Source organism: Methylobacterium guangdongense (genome assembly GCF_038442355.1).
Taxonomy (GTDB): domain Bacteria; phylum Pseudomonadota; class Alphaproteobacteria; order Rhizobiales; family Beijerinckiaceae; genus Methylobacterium; species Methylobacterium guangdongense.
The window spans coordinates 271,655-289,439 of the sequence record NZ_JBBXMX010000001.1 but is presented as its reverse complement, the minus strand read 5'-3'; the positions used below and the strand labels follow the sequence as shown (position 1 = coordinate 289,439).

The window sequence follows — 17,785 nt, the reverse complement described above, 5'->3', positions numbered from 1 at the left end:
CGAAAGCGGAATGCGATACGGGATCTAGCACAGGAACCGCCGCACAGCGGCGCCAGATAAAATCCAAGCACCCGGCACGGTTGACCGCTCGCCCACGAGCGGTCACATCGCCCCCATGCCCGAGCGTGCCGCCGCGATGTCCAACGTCCTCGTCATCGACAACTACGATTCCTTCACGTGGAATCTGGTCCACCTGATCGGCCCGCTCTGCGGCGCGATCGACGTGGTGCGCAACGATGCACTGACCATCGACGACATCCGCGCGAAGGCCCCGGACGCGATCGTGCTGTCGCCCGGCCCCTGCACGCCCAACGAGGCGGGCATCTGCCTCGACGTGGTGCGGGATTTGTCCGAAGAGATTCCGATCTTCGGCGTCTGCCTCGGCCTTCAGGCGATCGGGCAGGCCTTCGGCGGGGACGTGGTGCGGGCGCCGTTGCCCCTGCACGGCAAGGTCTCGACCATCCGCCATGGCGCGAGCGGCTTGTTTCGCGGCCTCAACGACAGTTTCGAAGCGACGCGCTACCATTCCCTGGTGGTCGATCGCGCGAGCTGCCCGGCGGCCCTGAAGGTCACCGCCGAGGCGGACGGCCTGATCATGGGGCTGGAGCATGCCGAGCGCCCGCTCCACGGCGTGCAGTTCCATCCGGAGAGCATCCGTTCGCAGCACGGCACCGAGATCGTGAAGAATTTTCTGGATCTCGCCGCCGCCTGGAACGCGGCGCGTGACAGGACCCGCGCCGACGTGCATTGACCGAAGGAGGCCGGGGCGGCCCTCCGACAGAGCGCATGGACAGTTTCAGACCCCATCTCGCGAAGGTCGCCGGGGGCCTCGCCCTCGACCGCGCCGAAGCGCGCGCGGCCTTCGACGACCTGTTGTCGGGCGAGGTGACGCCGGTCCAGGCCGGCGCCTTCCTGGCCGCCCTCAAGGTGCGCGGCGAGACCGTCCAAGAGATCGTCGGCGCCGCCGAGGCCATGCGGGCGCGCATGACCCGCGTCGCGGCGCCCGAGGGCGCCATCGACGTGGTCGGCACCGGCGGAGACCATTCCGGCAGCGTGAACGTGTCGACGCTCGCCGCGATCCTGGTGGCGGCCTGCGGCGTGCCGGTCGCCAAGCACGGCAATCGCGCCGCAACCTCCCGCTCCGGCGCCGCCGACGTGCTGGCGGCCCTCGGTGTGCGGCTCGGGCTCGATGCCGCGGGGCAGGCGCGCTGCCTGGAGGCGGCCGGCCTGTGCTTCCTGTTCGCCCAGACCCACCACCCGGCAATGCGCCACGTCGCGCCGGTACGCTCGGAACTGCCCGTGCGGACGATCTTCAACCTGCTGGGGCCGCTGAGCAATCCGGCCGGTGTCGCCTATCAGCTGTTCGGCGTGGCCCAGGAGGCCCTGGCCGAGCCGTTGACCCGCGTGCTCGCCGAACTCGGCAGCCGCCGGGTCTGGACCGTCCACGGTTCCGACGGGCTCGACGAGATCACCGTCACCGGGCCGACCCAGGTCGTTGCCCTGGAGGAAGGCCGGATTTCGCGCTTCTCGATCGATCCGCGCGACCTCGGCCTGACGCTGCGCGCGCCCGACGAGTTGCGCGGCGGCGATCCCGCCGACAACGCCCGGGCGCTGGAGGCGGTGCTTGCCGGTGCGCGTAACGCCTACCGGGACATTGCGGCGCTCAACGCGGGCGCCGCACTCGTCGTCGCGGGGGCCGCGCCGACCCTGGCGGACGGGCTCGCGCGGGCGCAGGATGCACTCGATTCCGGGGCGGCTCGGGCGACGCTCGCCCGCCTTGTCCGGGCTTCGAACGACCACTCCAACGGGCAGGAGGGCCGATGAGCTCGCTGACGCAAGAGCCGACCCATGAGACCGGCGTCGCGGCGGCGCCCGAGCGGCCGAACGTGCTGGCCAAGATCGAGGCCTACAAGCGCCGGGAGATCGCCGAGGCGAAGCTGCGCGTGCCGCTGGCGAAGCTCGAACGCAAGGTCGCGCAGGCCGATCCGGTGCGCGGCTTCGCGGCGGCGATCCGGGCGCATCTGACGGAGGACCGTCCGGCGCTCATCGCCGAGGTGAAGAAGGCCTCGCCCTCGAAGGGCCTGATCCGGGCCGATTTCGACCCCGCCACCCTGGCGGCCGCCTACGAGGCCGGGGGCGGCACCTGCCTCTCGGTGCTGACCGACGAGCCCTCGTTCCAGGGCCGGCCCGAATACCTGACCGCGGCCCGCGCGGCCTGCGGCCTGCCGGTCCTGCGCAAGGACTTCATGTTCGAGCCCTATCAGGTCTACGAGGCCCGGGCCTGGGGGGCGGACTGCATCCTCGTCATCATGGCCTGCCTCGACGACGACGAGGCCGTCGCCCTGGTCGAGACGGCGCATCTCCTCGAGATGGACGTGCTGGTTGAAGTCCACGACGAGGCCGAGCTCGCCCGGGCGATCCCGCTCGGCACCGCGATGATCGGCATCAACAACCGCAACCTGAAGACCTTCGAGGTTTCGTTCGACACGGCGATCCGCCTCGGCGCCGGCATCCCGTCGGACCGGATCGCGGTGGCCGAGAGCGGCATCGGCGACCATGCCGACGTGGCCCGCCTCGGGAAGCACGGCCTCGGCGTGGTGCTGGTCGGCGAGAGCCTGATGCGGCAGGCCGATGTGACGGCGGCGACCCGCGCGCTGCTGTTCGGCACCGGCAAGGCCGGCAAGGCCGGGAAGAAGGGCTGAGCGATGGAGCCCGGCGCGACGCTCACCCATCTCGACACCAGCGGCGCGGCCAACATGGTCGACGTGACCGATAAGCCCGCCACCGATCGCACGGCCCGGGCGGAGGGCGCGATCGTGATGGAGCCGAACACGCTGACCTTGATCCGCGAGGGCGATGCCAAGAAGGGAGACGTCATCGGCACCGCGCGCCTCGCCGGCATCATGGCGGCCAAGCGCACCCACGAGCTGATCCCCCTCTGCCACCCGCTGCTGCTGTCCAAGGTTCGGGTCGAGATCGAGCCCGATGATGCGCTGCCGGGCCTGCGCATCGCCGCCGAGGTGCGGGTGCAGGGGCCGACCGGCGTCGAGATGGAGGCGCTCACCGCCGTCTCGGTGGCGTGCCTCACGGTCTACGACATGGTGAAGGCGGTCGACCGCGGCATGCGGATCGAGGGCATCCGGCTGATCGCCAAGGATGGCGGACGCTCCGGGGCCTACCGGGCGCCCGGGGCATGAGCGGCCTGATCCCGGTCGCCGAGGCGCTGGCGCGGGTCCTGGCGAGCGTGACCGGCCCGGTCGAGGCCGAGCGCGTGACGCTGTCGCAGGCCGCCGGGCGGGTGCTCGCGGCCGACATCGTGGCCACCCGCACGCAGCCGCCCTTCCCGGCCTCCGCCATGGACGGCTACGCGGTGCGCAGCGCCGAGGCCGCCGCCGCGGGGGCGTCCTTGCGCGTGATCGGGACCAGCGCGGCCGGCCACGGTTTTTCCGACACGATCGGTCCCGGCGAGGCGGTGCGGATCTTCACCGGTGCGCCGGTGCCCGAGGGCGCGGACGCGATCCTGATCCAGGAGGATGCGCAGGCCGAGGGCGAAACCGTGCGCGTCGTCGAGCCGGTCGAGCCGAAGCGGTTCATCCGCCGGGCCGGGCTCGACTTCACGGCCGGCGAGACGTTGCTCACCGCAGGCCTGACCCTGGACGCAAGGCGCCTCGCCCTGGCGGCGGCGGCGGGCCATCCGCGCCTTCCGGTCCGGCGTCGGCCGCGTGTGGCGATCCTGGCGACCGGGGACGAGTTGGTCGAGCCCGGCGCGACGCCGGCCTGGGACCAGATCGTCGCCTCGAACAGCCTCGCCCTCGGGGCGCTCGCCGCCGAGGCGGGGGCGGAGATCATCGACCTCGGCATCGCGGCGGACGATCACGCCGCCCTGGAAGACGCGTTCCGGCGCGCCCGGGAAGCCCGCGCCGATCTGCTGATCACGCTCGGCGGCGCCTCGGTCGGCGACCACGATCTCGTCCAGGCGGCGCTGGCTCGGGAGGGTCTGGAACTCGGCTTCTGGCGGGTCGCGCTCCGGCCCGGCAAGCCGCTGATGCACGGCCGCCTCGGCGACATGCTGGTGATCGGGCTGCCGGGGAACCCGGTCTCGTCCATCGTCTGCGGGCTGCTGTTCGTCGTGCCGGCGATCCGCGCGCTCCAGGGCGACCCCCAGGCGGGGGCCGACCGCAGCGAGCCGGCCACGCTCGGCCGCGACCTCGACGCCAATGACGGGCGAGCCGATTACATGCGTGCCCGCCTCGCGGTCGAGCCGGGCCGGCTTCCGGTGGCGACGCCCGAACAGCGCCAGGATTCCTCCATGCTGGCCGTCCTGGGCCAGGCCGAGGCCTTGCTGATCCGCGCGCCGCACGAGCCCGCCGCCCGGGCCGGCGATCCCTGCCGCATCATCCGGCTCGATCGCCGCCTGCTCTGAGCGGGTCGGGGACGACCCGCCACACCTTGAGGGGACCGGGCAAGTCCAGGCGCTCCAGCCGACCGGATCGCGCCGTGCCCTCGGCCAGCCGCGTGGCGAAGGCCGACTCCGGCTGGAGATCATCGGCCGGCCGGGCCGGGCAGGCGACGAGGTAACGGACGCCGAAGCGCGTCAGCACCTGCTCCAGATCCGCCTGCGTACCGCCCAGCCCTTCGATCGCCGCGGTGAGCCCGGGGATCGCCCGATGATAGGGGGCCGCCACCACCGCGTGCGGCGTGTGCAGCAGGATCGCGGGCCCCATGAAGATCGGCGCCAGGACGGTGCCGGCCGGCAGGGTCTCAAGGGGGGCCAGCGCCGCCTCGCTGCGGCAGGCGATCGCGCCGGCCGGATCGGGCGCCGTGCGCGCGGTGGGCATCAGCGTCTCGGCCACGACCGCGGGCGCCATCCAGAGCGTGCTCACGAGGCACCCGCCGAGCAGCGCGACGCCCCAGCGGGGCAGCTCGGTTCGCCCCGCGTCGCTTCGGAGCGCTCTGTCGAGGACGGCACCCGCGACCAGCGGCACGAAGCCCGACGCGATGTAGAGGCCGCGGAACTGGAACAGGCCGAGGATCAGGCCGGGCCAGAGGAACAGGGCTGTCACCGCCCAGGCACGCCGCCGCTCCCCGCGCCATGCCATCCCGGTCGCGACCGCGGTGGCGAACAGAACGACCGGATAGAACACCAAGGCTTCCCACTGCCCCCGGGCGACGAGTTTCGGGAGCGAAGCCATCTCGTTCACCGTCAGCAGCCAGTGGTCCCGCACCAGGGGCGTCATGTCGGGGAACGGGCCGCCCAGGCAGACCGGGAAGGCGACGGCAAAGCCCGCGAGCAGGATCACCCCCAGGAGGCCGGCGAGCGTGACCCGTGCCCGAACCGAAGCGAGACGCTCTCCGGCCGCAACGGCGCAGACGGTGAGGAGCAGGCCTCCGAGGGCGAGCCAAAGCCAGGGTGGCGAGAGCGCGTCGCAGCGCGTCGTGGTCCAGTGTTCGGGCCCCGTCTGCGCGACGAACAGCACCGGCGCGGCGAGCCCGAGGCCCAGGCCGAAGCCGGCGAGCAGCGGCAGAGCGGGGCGCCCGCGCAGGCACCAATCCCCCATGAGAAACAGGGCCGCCGCGGTGATCGATGGCAGCCCCTCCAGACCGATCGCCAGCGACAGGGCCGCGAGCCCGCCGCCGATCAGGCCGCTCCGAACGCCGCCCCGGATCATGCAGAAAGCCAGCCCAATCATCGTGATGATCTGAACATTGTGGTGATCGACCCGCCCGGCCGCGAACTGGATGGTCACCCCGAAGGTCTGCGTCGCCACGATCAGGGCGAGCACGGCGGCGCGGCTGCCGAACTGTGTCCGCACGCCGCGATGGAGCACGCCGCAGAACAGCCCGAACAGCAGCAGCGGCCACAGGACGGCCGCGAGCCCCTCCGCGAGGCTGCGGCCGGCCAGCGGCGTCAGAGCCAGGATCAGCCCCGCGATCGGGGCATCCACCAGGCGCGACCAGTGGCTCGGCACGCCCGCGGGCGGCAGGAAACGATGCTGGATGATGTCGTACCAGCCCTGGCCGGACAGAAGATCGCGCACCTCCGCGAGGCGCATGGCGTCGTCGGTATCCGGCACGCGCAGATGGTGGATCGTGGCCCACAGGTCGGCGGGCGGCACCATCGTCACGACGCCCAGGATGACCAGCGCCCACAGGATGGTGCTGGGCTCGATCCGAGGGATCGGCCGGGCGGTCGGCTGTGCCGGAGCGGACATGGTGCGTCTTCAAGGCGGGCGGCCGGGGCCCTCCGGCGGCGAGGATGCGGCGACAGGCTTAACGACCGGTCAAGACTTCGCGCTTTCCTCCGCTTCGGGAGCTCGCGCGAACCGGAGATCGCCGGCGAGCGACGATTTTGCACGCCGGACATTGGCATTCGCCAGCGCGATACGCCTGTATCGCCAGCGATTCCTTAACCATGCCTCCGCATCCTGCCCGAAGGTCGGCGCTGCGCGCGTCGTGCGACTTACGAATCGCCGGAGCACGGGATGAGCCACCACACCGAGACGCTGGTGATCGGCGCGGGGCCCGCGGGCCTCACCGCCGCCTACCTGCTGTCGAAGCAGGGCCGGTCCGTCACGGTTCTGGAGCGCGATCCGGCCCGGGTCGGCGGCATCTCACGCACGGTCTCGCACAACGGCTACCTGTTCGACATCGGCGGCCACCGATTCTTCTCGAAGTCCAAGGCCGTGGTCGATCTCTGGGACGAGATCCTGCCCAACGACTTCATCGAACGCCCGCGCCTGTCGCGGATCTACTATCGCGGCCGCTACTACGCGTATCCGCTCAAGGCCTTCGAGGCGCTGAAGAATTTGGGCATCTTCACGAGCGCGGCCTGCATGGCGTCCTATGCCTGGGCCCGTCTGCGCCCGGTTCGGGAGCCGAAAACCTTCCACGCCTGGGTGCGCAACCAGTTCGGCGAGCGCCTGTTCGCGATCTTCTTCAAGACCTACACCGAGAAGGTGTGGGGCATGTCGTGCGACGCGATCTCGGCCGATTGGGCGGCCCAGCGCATCAAGGGGCTCGACCTCGGCGCGGCGATCCGCGACGGGATCAAGCGCTCGCTCGGCCTGCGCAAGCCCGCCAAGGCCGGCGGCCCGGTGATCAAGACGCTGATCGAGTCGTTCCGCTACCCGCGGCGCGGCCCCGGCATGATGTGGGAGGCCGCCGCCGCCAAGATCCGGGCGCAGGGTGGCAAGGTGCTGCTCGACCGGGGCGTCGATTCCCTCACGTACGATGCCGGCACCGGCATCTGGACCGTGGCGGCCCGCAGCGCCGATGGCAGCCGCGAGACCTTCACGGCCCGCCACGTGGTCTCGTCGGCCCCGGTGCGCGAGTTGGTCGATTCGATCCGGCCGCGGCCGCTGAGCACCTTCAACGCCCGGTCGCTGAAGTACCGCGACTTCCTCACGGTCGCCCTCATCGCCAAGTCCAAAAACGATTTTCCGGACAACTGGATCTACATCCACGATCCGTCCGTGAAGGTCGGGCGGGTGCAGAACTTCCGCTCGTGGTCGCCCGAGATGGTGCCGGACGAAGACCACACCTGCCTCGGCCTCGAATATTTCTGCTTCGAGGGCGATGGGCTCTGGAACGCCGCGGATGACGACCTCGTGGCCCTCGCCAAGCGCGAGATCGGGCAGATCGGCCTGATCGATCCTGCCGAGGTGGTCGATGCCTGCGTGGTCCGGCAGGCCAAGGCCTATCCGGTCTACGACGAGGAGTATGCCGACCACATCGCCACGGTGCGCCGGGAGCTGGAGCGGGATTTCCCGACCCTGCACCTCGTCGGCCGCAACGGCATGCACAAGTACAACAACCAGGACCACGCGATGATGACCGCGATGCTCACCGTGGAGAACATCCTGGCCAACAAGCGCCGGCACGATGTCTGGCGGGTCAACGAGGATGCCGAATACACCGAGGCCGGCGTATCGGGGGCCGAGGCGGCGCTGGGTAGCGAAAGGCTCGTGCCGCGCAAGGTCGCCTGAGCGGCGACAGGGTGCGGGCCGCGTCACCGGCGCGGCTTGTCCCTCGAACTGTCGGCTCTATCGTCGCTCCCGGACACGCCCAACACCAGGGCGGCCGGGAGGAAGTAGTACGATGCGATCATTGATCATCGCCGCCCTGTTGGCGGGCGTCGCCGCGCCGGCCCTGGCGCAGGGCGTCGCCCCCGCCGAGACCAAGGCCAAAGCCGACGACCTGCAGAAGCTCGAAGGCATGCACAGCACCAACACGCAGGCCGCCCCCGAGATTCCGCAGACCGGCCGGCGTGCCGACGCGATCCGCAAAAACCTGTCGAAGATCAAGCTTCCGGACGGCTTCAAGATCGACCTCTACGCCGTGGTGCCGGATGCCCGCGCCATCGCGGTCGGCCCCAATGCCGGGGTGCTGTTCGTCGGCACGCGCAAGAGCAAGATCTACACGGTCACCGACCGCGACAAGGATCGGGTCGCCGACGAGGTCCGCGCCTTCGCGCCGGGCATCGAGTTCAAGATCCCGAACGGCGTCTGCTTCTCGAAGGACGGCGTGCTCACCGTGGTGGAGCAGAACCGCGTGCTGGCCTTCCCGGCCGCCGAGTTCTTCTATGAGAACCCGGATGTCGCCGCGGGCGTGCTGATCAAGCAGGGCGATCTGATCCCGGCCGCGGAAGAAAGCTTCAACCACACCGCCCGGGTCTGCCGGGTCGGCGCCGACGGCAAGACCTACATCGCCCTCGGCCAGCCCTACAACGTGCCCCCGGCCGAGAAGATGGACCTGTACAAGAAGGTCGGCATCGGCGGCATCATCCGCATCGACGCCGACGGCAAGAACCGCGAGGTCTACGCGACCGGCATCCGCAACTCGGTGGGGATGGATTTCAACACCGACAAGACCCTCTGGTTCACCGACAACCAGGTCGACGGTATGGGCGACGACAAGCCGCCGGGCGAGCTGAACCACGCCACCAAGGCGGGCGAGAATTTCGGCTTCCCATGGTTCGGCGGCGGCGCGGTCCGCACCGTCGAGTACAAGGACCAGACGCCCCCCGCCGACGCGGTCGCCCCGATGGCCGAATTGCCGCCGCACGCAGCCGATCTCGGCATGACCTTCTACAACGGCAAGCAGTTCCCGGCCTCGTACAAGGGCGGGATCTTCATCGCCGAGCACGGCTCGTGGAATCGCACCCAGCCGATCGGCGCCCGGGTGATGTTCGCCAAGCTCGGGGCCGACGGGAAGGTCGAGTCGGTCAAGCCGTTCGCGGAGGGTTGGCTCACGGGTGACGGCGAGTATCTCGGCCGGCCGGTGGACGTGGCGGTGATGCTCGACGGCTCGCTGCTGGTCTCGGACGATTCCGCCGGGGCGATCTACCGGATCTCTTACGAGAAGTAGCTTTTTGTGACTCGGCGCCTCCCTGCGCGGGAGGCGCTGCCGTTGCTGGCCAGCGCAACCCGCCCCCTCTCCCGTGCGGGAGAGGGTTGGGGTGAGGGACGAGAAGGTTCAGGACTGAGCACAGCCTGACGGCATGTGCCGGTCGCGCCGCTTTCTGAGAGTTCTCATCCCTCACCCTGTCCCTCTCCCGCACGGGAGAGGGGACCCGCGCCTCGCTCGGAGGCGATCGGGCTTGTATCCAATGGTCCTTGAGTTCGCCCGATGATCCGTCCGCTTCTCGTTCTGCTCGCCACCCTCGTCCCGCTCGCGGCCCAAGCCGGCGATGCCGCCGCGGGCAAGAAGCGCGCGACCGCCTGCCAGACCTGCCATGGGATGGACGGACTCTCGAAGCTGCCGGAGGCGCCGAACCTCGCCGGGCAGGTCGAGCCGTATCTCGTCAAGCAGCTGACCGACTACCGCGACGGCAAGCGGCAGAACGAGATCATGAACGTTGTCGCGAAGGAGCTGTCGGACGCCGATATCGCGAATCTGGCGGCGTACTATTCAGGGATTCAAGTCGACGTGCTGCCGCCGGGATGAGGGGGCGTCTCCCTCCCCCGCAGAGGGGGGAGGGGATGCACGTGGTGGATCAATCGTCCATCTTCAGCGCCGCGATGAACGCCTCCTGCGGGATCTCCACGCGCCCGAACTGGCGCATCTTCTTCTTGCCTTCCTTCTGCTTGTCCAAAAGCTTGCGCTTGCGCGAGATGTCGCCGCCGTAGCACTTGGCGGTGACGTCCTTGGACAGGGCCTTGATGGTCTCGCGGGCGATGATCTTGCCGCCGATCGCCGCCTGGACGGGGATCTGGAACAGGTGGCGGGGGATCAGGTCCTTCAGCTTCTCGCACATGGCCCGTCCGCGCGACTCGGCGCGGGTGCGGTGGACCAGCATCGAGAGGGCGTCGACCGGCTCGGCGTTGACGAGGATCGACATCTTCACGAGGTCACCCTCGCGGTAGTCCGACACGTGGTAGTCGAACGAGGCGTAGCCCTTCGAGATCGACTTCAACCGGTCGTAGAAGTCGAACACCACTTCGTTCAGCGGCAGGTCGTAGACCACCATGGCGCGCTTGCCGACGTAGTTGAGGTCGATCTGCACGCCCCGGCGGTCCTGGCAGAGCTTGAGCACGCCGCCGAGATAATCGTCGGGCGTCAGGATCGTGGCGCGGATCCAGGGCTCCTCGATCGTCTCGATCTTCATGATGTCCGGCATGTCGGCCGGGTTGTGCAGTTCTTTCACCTCGCCGTCGCGCATCTTGAGGCGGTAGACCACCGAGGGCGCGGTCGAGATCAGGTCGAGGTTGAACTCGCGCTCCAGTCGCTCCTGGATGATCTCCAGGTGCAGCAGCCCGAGGAAGCCGCAGCGGAAGCCGAAGCCGAGCGCGGCCGAAGACTCCATCTCGTAGGAGAACGAGGCGTCGTTGAGCCGGAGCCGGCCCATGGCCGAGCGCAGGTTCTCGAACTCGGCGGCGTCCACCGGAAATAGGCCGCAGAACACCACCGCCTGCACTTCCTTGAAGCCCGGCAGCATCTCGGTGGTCTGGCGCTTGTCCTCGGTGATGGTGTCGCCGACGCGGGTGTCGGCCACCTCCTTGATCGAGCCGGTGAAGAAACCGACCTCGCCGGGGCCCAGCGCGTCGATATCGGCCATCTTCGGCCGGAACACGCCGATGCGATCGACGCCGTAGACGGCGTCGGCACCCATCATGCGGATGGTCATGCCCTTCTTGAGGGTGCCGTCGATGATCCGCACCAGCACCACGACGCCGAGATAGGCGTCGTACCAGCTGTCCACGAGGAGCGCCTTGAGCGGCGCGTCGCTCTTGCCCTTCGGCGGCGGCAGGCGCGTGACGATCGCCTCAAGCACCGCCTCTATGTTGAGCCCGGTCTTGGCCGAGATCGGCACGGCGTCGGAGGCATCGAGGCCGATCACCTCCTCGATCTGCTCCTTCACCCGGTCCGGCTCGGCGGCCGGCAGGTCGACCTTGTTGAGGACCGAGACGATCTCGTGGTTGGCGTCGAGCGCCTGATAGACGTTGGCGAGGGTCTGCGCCTCCACGCCCTGCGAGGCGTCGACCACGAGGAGGGACCCCTCGCAGGCGGCGAGCGAGCGCGAGACCTCGTAGGCGAAGTCGACGTGGCCGGGCGTGTCCATCAGGTTCAGGACGTAATCCTTGCCGTCCTGCGCCTTGTATTCCAGGCGCACGGTCTGCGCCTTGATGGTGATGCCGCGCTCCTTCTCGATATCCATCGAGTCGAGCATCTGCTCGGACATGTCGCGCAGCGCCACGGTGCCGGTCGCCTGGATCAGACGGTCCGCGAGCGTCGATTTGCCGTGGTCGATATGCGCGACGATCGAGAAGTTGCGGATGGAGTCGATCGGGGCTGTCATCGGCATTCCGTTCGGGCGCGCGCCGACGCGCACCGTCTGACGTCTGGACATTCTGGGATGGAGCGGCTCCCGCGCGAGATAGCAGCGCTGCGGGAAGGCGCCAAGCGCGCCCGCAACCGACGCGCCATCCTGTCGCCGGGCACGCGGAAAGACGGGGACCGGATCGATCCGGCCCCCGCCCCTTGCACACGAAGGTGTTGCTTGCGCCGCGCGGGTCGCCTTAGCGACCGCGATCGCGGATCAGGCGCTCGATTTCGGCCTCGCCGTGGGAGCGCGCCTTGGCCTCGGTCGGGTGCTTCCGATCGGACCGCTGGTGCAGCTTGCCGTGCTTGCGGATGCTCCACTGGAACAGGGAGCCGCTGTCGCCGACGGGTTCGACATCGAGGCTGAAGGGGTAGGTGTCTGTCTGCGTTTCGCTCATGCAGCCGATATGGGGCAGTCGGCGGCATTTCGCCATGCCCCTTTGCGAAGTCCGTGCGGCCTAACCTTGCGTGTCGCTCGCGCGCGCCCGCGCGGCCATGGCAACCAAGCTCTTGCGCAGCGCACCCATGTCGGAGACGCGCTCCGGATAGACGACCCGGGCGGTGCGGTCGTTGGCCATCAGGTCCATTCCCTCGGGGTCGAGCCCGGTGAGCCGCCAGGGCAGCCCGGCCTCGGCGCCGCTGCCGGTCGCGTAGAGCGCGAGCGCGTCCGCGTGGTCGGCGTTCATATGCTCCACCGCCCCGCGCTCGCCGGCCACGATGGCCTCGGCGCCGGCGAGGTCGAGGAGCAGTTGATCGCGGGTCAGCGTCGCGGCCTTGGCGAAGCCGCCGTTCAGGTGGCCGGCCTCGGGATCGAGGGCGAAGAAGCCGAAATCGGGGAAGTCCGCGTAGAGCTTGGCCTTAGGATGGCGGGCGAGGAAGCGTTCCCGCGCCCGCAGCTCGCCGGTCTGCGTCGCGCGCCCGACCACGGTCAGCCGGGGATGGGCGAGGGGATCGCCCTTGCCGGTCTGGGCGAACAGCAGCGAGCAGCGTGGGTTCGCGAGCAGGTTCCTCGTATGGGCCGAAAGCCGGGACAGCAGCATCAGCGGCGTGCCGTCGGCATCGGTGGCGATCGTCACCAGGGAGGCGAAGGGCGTGCCGTCCGGGTCCAGGGTCGCGAGCGCGCCGGAGCGGATGCCGCGCAGCAGGCTCCGGGCGAGGCCGATCGCGTCGAAGGGCGCCTCGTCGGCCGGCAGGGGCCGGGCGGGACCCCGCGATTCGGCTGCGTTTCCGCCGGTCTCACCCATGCTGTTCCTCCCCCACGCGAATTGCCGTTCGACGCCTCTGCCACGTTAGCGAGACCGGGGTCGGTGCGCGAGGCGCGACACCCGCGTCAGATCGGCCGTTACGGCCAAGCTATGACCGCCGCTCGCTTTTTCCGATTGGCCGTACTAAAGCACCTGTCCCTTTGCGCGTCCCGGGCTGCGTTTCAACCGCCCGGTTCGCGCTCTTGTCTGCCCCTCGGGGGCCGGGACGCGGCGTGGCCTCGCGCGATGAGCCGAGACCGCGCCAGAACCCGTTCAGTCAGGGATCGCGCATGCCGACCATCGCCCTCGTCGACGACGACCGGAACATTCTCACCTCGGTGTCGATCGCGCTTGAGACCGAAGGCTACCGCATCCAGACCTACACGGACGGCGCCTCCGCCCTCGACGGCCTGCGCCATTCCCCGCCGGATCTGGCGATCTTCGACATCAAGATGCCGCGCATGGACGGGATGGAGCTTCTCCGACGCCTGCGGCAGAAATCGGACCTTCCCGTGATCTTTCTGACGTCGAAGGACGAGGAGATCGACGAGCTGTTCGGCCTGAAGATGGGCGCGGACGACTTCATCCATAAGCCGTTCTCGCAGCGTCTCCTGGTGGAGCGCGTGAAGGCGGTGCTGCGCCGCTTCGCCAAGGAGGCGCCCGGCGCCACGCCGCGCGGGGCCGAGGAGGTCGCGGCCCGCTCGCTGGAGCGCGGCGCGCTGATGATGGATCCCGAGCGCCACACCTGCACGTGGAAGGGCGAGCCGGTCACCCTGACGGTCACAGAGTTCCTCATCCTCCAGGCGCTCGCCCAGCGCCCCGGCGTCGTGAAGAGCCGCAACGCCCTGATGGATGCGGCCTATGACGATCAGGTCTATGTCGATGACCGGACGATCGACAGCCACATCAAGCGGCTGCGCAAGAAGTTCAAGGTGACCGACCAGAGCTTCGACATGATCGAGACGCTCTACGGCGTCGGCTACCGGTTCAAGGAGGCGTGATCTCCGGAATCCGCCGCGTGACCGCCCGCACACAGGCTCAGGCCGAGGAGGCCGAGCCCCGCACCTCCCTGGCCAAAGCCCTCTCCCGCCCGCTGACCTGGCCCCGTGCCCTCTGGGATGCGATCGGCCAGCGCGCCTCGTCGAGCCTGACGCGCCGCATCGTCGTGCTCAATCTCGTCGGGCTGATCGCGCTGCTGGTCGGGTTCCTATACCTCAACCAGTTCCGGCAGGGCCTGATCCAGGCGCGGATCCAGAGCCTCGCCATCCAGGGCGAGATCATCGCGGGCGCCATCGCGGCCTCGGCCTCGGTCGACACCGACACGATCCGCATCGATCCCGACAAGCTGCTTCAGCAGCAGGCCGGCGAGGCCGCCGAGGAGGAATCGCAGCCGCTCGCCTTCTCGCTCAACCCCGAGAAGGTGGCGCCGCTCCTCTCACGCCTCGTCACGCCGACCGGCAACCGGGCGCGGGTCTACGATCAGGAGGGCGGCCTCCTGTTCGACACCCGCACCCTGTTCAAGCGCGGCGATGCCGGCCGGCCCGACCCGCTGGAGCCCCGGCCGCACAAGCCCGGGATGCTGGAATCCGCCTTCCAGACTGTCCAGACCAAGCTAAGCGCTCTGTTCCGCAGCCGGGCCGAGCCCGCCGAGGAGACCGGCCCGTTGAACGGCCACTCCCTGCGCGAGGTCCAGGCGGCGCTCGGCGGCAATCGCGGCAGCCTCGTGCGCCGCAACAAGCAGGGGGAGACCACCGTCTCGGTCGCCGTGCCGATCCATAAGGCCGGCTCGGTCCGCGGCGCGCTGCTGATCTCGACCCAGGGCGACGCCATCGATCGGGTGATCGCCTCGGAGCGGTTCGGCCTGCTGCAGGTGTTCCTCGTCGCCTCGGCCGTGATGGTGGTGCTGTCGTTCCTGCTGGCCGGCGCGATCGCGGGCCCGGTCCGCCGCCTCGCCGAGGCCGCCGAGAAGGTGCGGATGGGCATCAAGACCCGCGAGGAGATCCCCGACTTCACCGAGCGCACCGACGAGATCGGCCATCTGTCGGGGGCTCTGCGCGACATGACCCAGGCGCTCTACCGCCGGATCGACGCCATCGAGAGCTTTGCGGCCGATGTCAGCCACGAGCTGAAGAACCCGTTGACCTCGCTGCGCAGCGCCGTCGAGACCCTTCCGCTCGCCAAGTCCGATGATTCGCGCGGCCGGCTGATGGCGATCATCCAGCACGACGTGAAGCGCCTCGACCGGCTTATCAGCGACATCGCCGACGCGTCGCGCCTCGATGCCGAACTCGCCCGGGCGGAGGCGCGGCGGGTCGATCTACGGCGCCTGCTCTCCACCGTGGTGTCGGTGGCCAACGAGCGGCGGCGGCCGAAGGACTGCCTGATCCAGCTCGACGTGGAGCCGACCGGGTTCGACAACGAGGCGCCGTTCACGATCATCGGCCACGACAGCCGGCTCGGGCAGGTGGTGAACAACCTGCTCGACAATGCCCGCTCGTTCTCGCCCAGCGACGCGAAGGTCCGCGTGGTGCTGCGTCGGGTGCGCGGCGAGGTCGAGCTGATCTGCGAGGATGAGGGGCCGGGCATCCCGGAGCACGCCCTGGAGCGGATCTTCGAGCGCTTCTACACCGATCGCCCCGAGCAGGGGTTCGGCCAGAATTCCGGCCTCGGCCTGTCGATCTCGCGTCAGATCGTGCAGGCGCATCGCGGCACGATCCGCGCCGAGAACCGTCCCGGCGCCCCCGACGAGGACGGCGAGCCCACCGTGCGCGGCGCACGCTTCATCGTCCGCCTGCCGGCCGCGCCCCGCCAGCTCCACGCGTGACGATCACCCTGCATGGCGCCTGCTGCGTGCTCGGCGGCGCCGGCATCCTGATTCGCGGCGAATCGGGCTCCGGAAAATCGAGCCTGGCGCTACTGCTCGCCGCCGCCGCCGACGGTGCGTTCGTGGCGGACGACAGGATCGTCTGCGCGGTCGCAGGCGGGGACGTCGTCGCACGCCCGCATGCGGCGCTCGCCGGTCGTGTCGAAGTGCGGGGGCAGGGGATCCTGTCGGTCGCCGATCTCGGCGTACCCGTCCGCCCCGAGACCATTCTGAATCTCGTCGTCGATCTCGTCGATGTATCGCCGCGTCTGCCTAAGCCGCCCGGACCGGCGGATCTGCTGGGTTTCCAGCTCCCCCGCCTCGTCCTCGATCACGGCGTCCGCGCCGCGGGCTTGGCGCCGCTGCTGATCCGTGCGGCACTGCAAAAGCCGCGGCCGTGACTTCGCAGCCGCACATGGCCTCCGAATCGCTCAGCGGTGGTGCCGCCCCATGGTATACGCGGGACAGCCGTGCCATGATCGCGGGGATGTCCGGGCAAAAAAGTCGCGTTCGCCTTGTGGGGGGCTGTGCGATGCACAACATGGCGGCACACACAGGACGTTGGAACACGTGTCGATGATTGGCATGGTGCTCGTCACTCACGGACTCCTGGCGACCGAGTTCAAGGCCGCTCTGGAGCACGTGGTCGGCCCTCAGGATCAGATCGAAACGATCACGATCGGGCCGGAAGACGATATGGAATTGCGGCGGCGGGACATCATGTCCGCGGTCTGTCGCGTGAATACCGGTGAGGGCGTGGTCGTGCTGACCGACATGTTCGGCGGCACGCCCTCGAATCTCGCGCTGTCGTGCATGAACGGCGGCTCGGTCGAGGTCGTGGCGGGCATCAACCTGCCCATGCTGATCAAGCTGGCCAGCGTCCGCGACGAGGAGAATCTCGGCGACGCGGTGCTGCACGCCCAGGAGGCCGGGCGGAAATACATCAACGTCGCCTCGCGGGTTCTGGCGGGCAAGTAAGCGCCTCTCACGTCTCCAGGATCGCCGCCTCGGGTCCCGGACGCCGCGAGCCCACGGTGATGCCCACGGATGCCGCGATGACGAGGCCGATGGCGAGCGACTGCACGAGGCTGATTCGCTCGCCCAGCAGCGTCAGCCCGGCGCAGGCCGCGACCGCCGGTTCCAGGCTCATCAGCACGCCGAAGCTTTTCCGGTCGAGGCGCCGCAGGGCAACCATCTCGAGGGAATAGGGCAGGGCGCTCGACATCACCGCCACCGCGAGGCCGGCGATCAGGATCCCGGGCGCGAGCAGACTCGATCCGGCCTCTGCCACGCCGAAGGGCGCCACCACCAGGGCCGCAGTCAGCATCCCGAGGGAGACCGCCTGACCGCCATCGACCCGGCCGGCTCGCTGGCCGAACAGGATGTAGAGCGCCCAACACAGGGCGGCCCCGAGATCGAGGGCGACGCCGACCGGGTCGAGCCCGTCCGTCGTGGCGATGGGCAGGAGCAGCATCAGTCCGAGAACGGCGAGGCCGATCCACAGGAAATCGGAAGCGCGGCGCGACGCGATCAGCGCCACCGCGAGCGGACCGGCGAATTCGATCGCCACGGCCGGCCCGAGCGGCAGGCGTGCCAGGGCGAGATAGAACAGCAGGTTCATTGCGCCGAGCGCCGCGCCGTAGAGCGCGATCCAGCCCGCCTCGCGCGTGCTCAGGCTCCGACGCCAGGGGCGCCAGGCCGCAATGAGGATCAGCGCCGAGAACCCGACACGCAGGCTCGATGTGCCGGCCGGGCCGACCGCCGGAAACAGGCTCTTGGCGAAGGTCGCGCCGCATTGGAGGGAGACCATGCCGGCGACGAGGGCGGCGACCGGGAGAAGTATCGGGGACGGGCGCAC

The 17,785-nt window shown here is 69.6% G+C and carries 17 protein-coding genes; 12 read left to right on the top strand and 5 right to left on the bottom strand.

The genetic code is table 11. The features are described 5' to 3' along the window. Window positions 1-136 precede the first annotated feature (136 nt). The 5 genes from AAHG09_RS01420 to AAHG09_RS01400 are packed head-to-tail and all read left to right on the top strand — an operon-like array spanning window position 137 to window position 4,423. Window positions 137-751: an anthranilate synthase component II gene (locus AAHG09_RS01420; protein ID WP_342104821.1), complete on the top strand. Its 615-nt coding sequence runs from the start codon at window positions 137-139 to the stop codon at window positions 749-751. Between the two features lie 35 nt (window positions 752-786). Beyond that, window positions 787-1,824 carry an anthranilate phosphoribosyltransferase gene (gene trpD / locus AAHG09_RS01415; protein WP_342104819.1) on the top strand — a complete coding sequence of 346 codons (1,038 nt, stop codon included), beginning with the start codon at window positions 787-789 and terminating at the stop codon, window positions 1,822-1,824. Beyond that, window positions 1,821-2,702 (top strand): indole-3-glycerol phosphate synthase TrpC, encoded by an 882-nt coding sequence (gene trpC, locus AAHG09_RS01410; protein ID WP_342104817.1) that lies wholly within the window; start codon window positions 1,821-1,823, stop codon window positions 2,700-2,702. The genes trpD and trpC overlap by 4 nt, the downstream gene beginning before the upstream one ends. Before the next feature lie 3 nt (window positions 2,703-2,705). Then, complete coding sequence (moaC, locus tag AAHG09_RS01405; RefSeq protein ID WP_342104815.1) at window positions 2,706-3,197, top strand: cyclic pyranopterin monophosphate synthase MoaC; 492 nt, start codon at window positions 2,706-2,708, stop codon at window positions 3,195-3,197. Continuing rightward, window positions 3,194-4,423: a molybdopterin molybdotransferase MoeA gene (locus tag AAHG09_RS01400; RefSeq protein ID WP_342104813.1), complete on the top strand. Its 1,230-nt coding sequence runs from the start codon at window positions 3,194-3,196 to the stop codon at window positions 4,421-4,423. The genes moaC and AAHG09_RS01400 overlap by 4 nt, the downstream gene beginning before the upstream one ends. Here the strand turns inward: AAHG09_RS01400 and AAHG09_RS01395 are convergent. After that, window positions 4,395-6,212 carry a hypothetical protein gene (locus tag AAHG09_RS01395; protein ID WP_342104810.1) on the bottom strand — a complete coding sequence of 606 codons (1,818 nt, stop codon included), beginning with the start codon at window positions 6,210-6,212 and terminating at the stop codon, window positions 4,395-4,397. The genes AAHG09_RS01400 and AAHG09_RS01395 overlap by 29 nt on opposite strands. A gap of 270 nt (window positions 6,213-6,482) precedes the next feature. Here AAHG09_RS01395 and AAHG09_RS01390 point away from each other — a divergent pair, with 270 nt between their 5' ends. The 3 genes from AAHG09_RS01390 to AAHG09_RS01380 all read left to right on the top strand — a co-directional run bounded on the left by AAHG09_RS01390 (window position 6,483) and on the right by AAHG09_RS01380 (window position 9,945). Next, window positions 6,483-7,985 (top strand): NAD(P)/FAD-dependent oxidoreductase, encoded by a 1,503-nt coding sequence (locus AAHG09_RS01390; protein WP_342104808.1) that lies wholly within the window; start codon window positions 6,483-6,485, stop codon window positions 7,983-7,985. 112 nt (window positions 7,986-8,097) lie between these two features. Beyond that, the gene (locus AAHG09_RS01385; RefSeq protein WP_342104806.1) at window positions 8,098-9,366 is read left to right on the top strand and encodes a PQQ-dependent sugar dehydrogenase; all 1,269 of its coding nucleotides are present in this window, start codon (window positions 8,098-8,100) and stop codon (window positions 9,364-9,366) included. A 261-nt stretch (window positions 9,367-9,627) separates the two neighbouring features. Beyond that, complete coding sequence (locus AAHG09_RS01380; RefSeq protein ID WP_342104804.1) at window positions 9,628-9,945, top strand: c-type cytochrome; 318 nt, start codon at window positions 9,628-9,630, stop codon at window positions 9,943-9,945. 49 nt (window positions 9,946-9,994) lie between these two features. On the opposite strand, the gene lepA is transcribed toward AAHG09_RS01380, so the two are convergent. The 3 genes from lepA to AAHG09_RS01365 all read right to left on the bottom strand — a co-directional run bounded on the left by lepA (window position 9,995) and on the right by AAHG09_RS01365 (window position 13,064). Continuing rightward, window positions 9,995-11,797, bottom strand: a complete 1,803-nt coding sequence (gene lepA, locus AAHG09_RS01375; RefSeq protein WP_342104801.1) for a translation elongation factor 4 — start codon at window positions 11,795-11,797, stop codon at window positions 9,995-9,997. A gap of 220 nt (window positions 11,798-12,017) precedes the next feature. After that, on the bottom strand, window positions 12,018-12,218 hold the full coding sequence (locus tag AAHG09_RS01370; protein ID WP_342104799.1) for a hypothetical protein: 201 nt from the start codon (window positions 12,216-12,218) through the stop codon (window positions 12,018-12,020). A 60-nt stretch (window positions 12,219-12,278) separates the two neighbouring features. Continuing rightward, window positions 12,279-13,064 (bottom strand): HugZ family pyridoxamine 5'-phosphate oxidase, encoded by a 786-nt coding sequence (locus AAHG09_RS01365; protein WP_342104797.1) that lies wholly within the window; start codon window positions 13,062-13,064, stop codon window positions 12,279-12,281. A 290-nt stretch (window positions 13,065-13,354) separates the two neighbouring features. Here AAHG09_RS01365 and AAHG09_RS01360 point away from each other — a divergent pair, with 290 nt between their 5' ends. The 4 genes from AAHG09_RS01360 (at window position 13,355) to AAHG09_RS01345 (ending at window position 16,905) form a co-directional block, all read left to right on the top strand. Further along, entirely contained in the window at window positions 13,355-14,065 is a 711-nt protein-coding gene (locus AAHG09_RS01360; protein ID WP_010682252.1) for a response regulator transcription factor, read from the top strand. A gap of 68 nt (window positions 14,066-14,133) precedes the next feature. Continuing rightward, window positions 14,134-15,888 carry a stimulus-sensing domain-containing protein gene (locus tag AAHG09_RS01355; protein WP_412759979.1) on the top strand — a complete coding sequence of 585 codons (1,755 nt, stop codon included), beginning with the start codon at window positions 14,134-14,136 and terminating at the stop codon, window positions 15,886-15,888. Further along, complete coding sequence (locus AAHG09_RS01350) at window positions 15,885-16,328, top strand: HPr kinase/phosphorylase (protein WP_342104792.1); 444 nt, start codon at window positions 15,885-15,887, stop codon at window positions 16,326-16,328. The genes AAHG09_RS01355 and AAHG09_RS01350 overlap by 4 nt, the downstream gene beginning before the upstream one ends. A 175-nt stretch (window positions 16,329-16,503) precedes the next feature. Then, on the top strand, window positions 16,504-16,905 hold the full coding sequence (locus AAHG09_RS01345; protein ID WP_091714599.1) for a PTS sugar transporter subunit IIA: 402 nt from the start codon (window positions 16,504-16,506) through the stop codon (window positions 16,903-16,905). A 7-nt stretch (window positions 16,906-16,912) separates the two neighbouring features. Here the strand turns inward: AAHG09_RS01345 and AAHG09_RS01340 are convergent, their stop codons facing one another. Further along, a complete protein-coding gene (locus AAHG09_RS01340; protein WP_342105451.1) occupies window positions 16,913-17,737 on the bottom strand; it encodes a DMT family transporter in 825 nt (274 codons plus the stop codon). Window positions 17,738-17,785 lie beyond the last annotated feature (48 nt).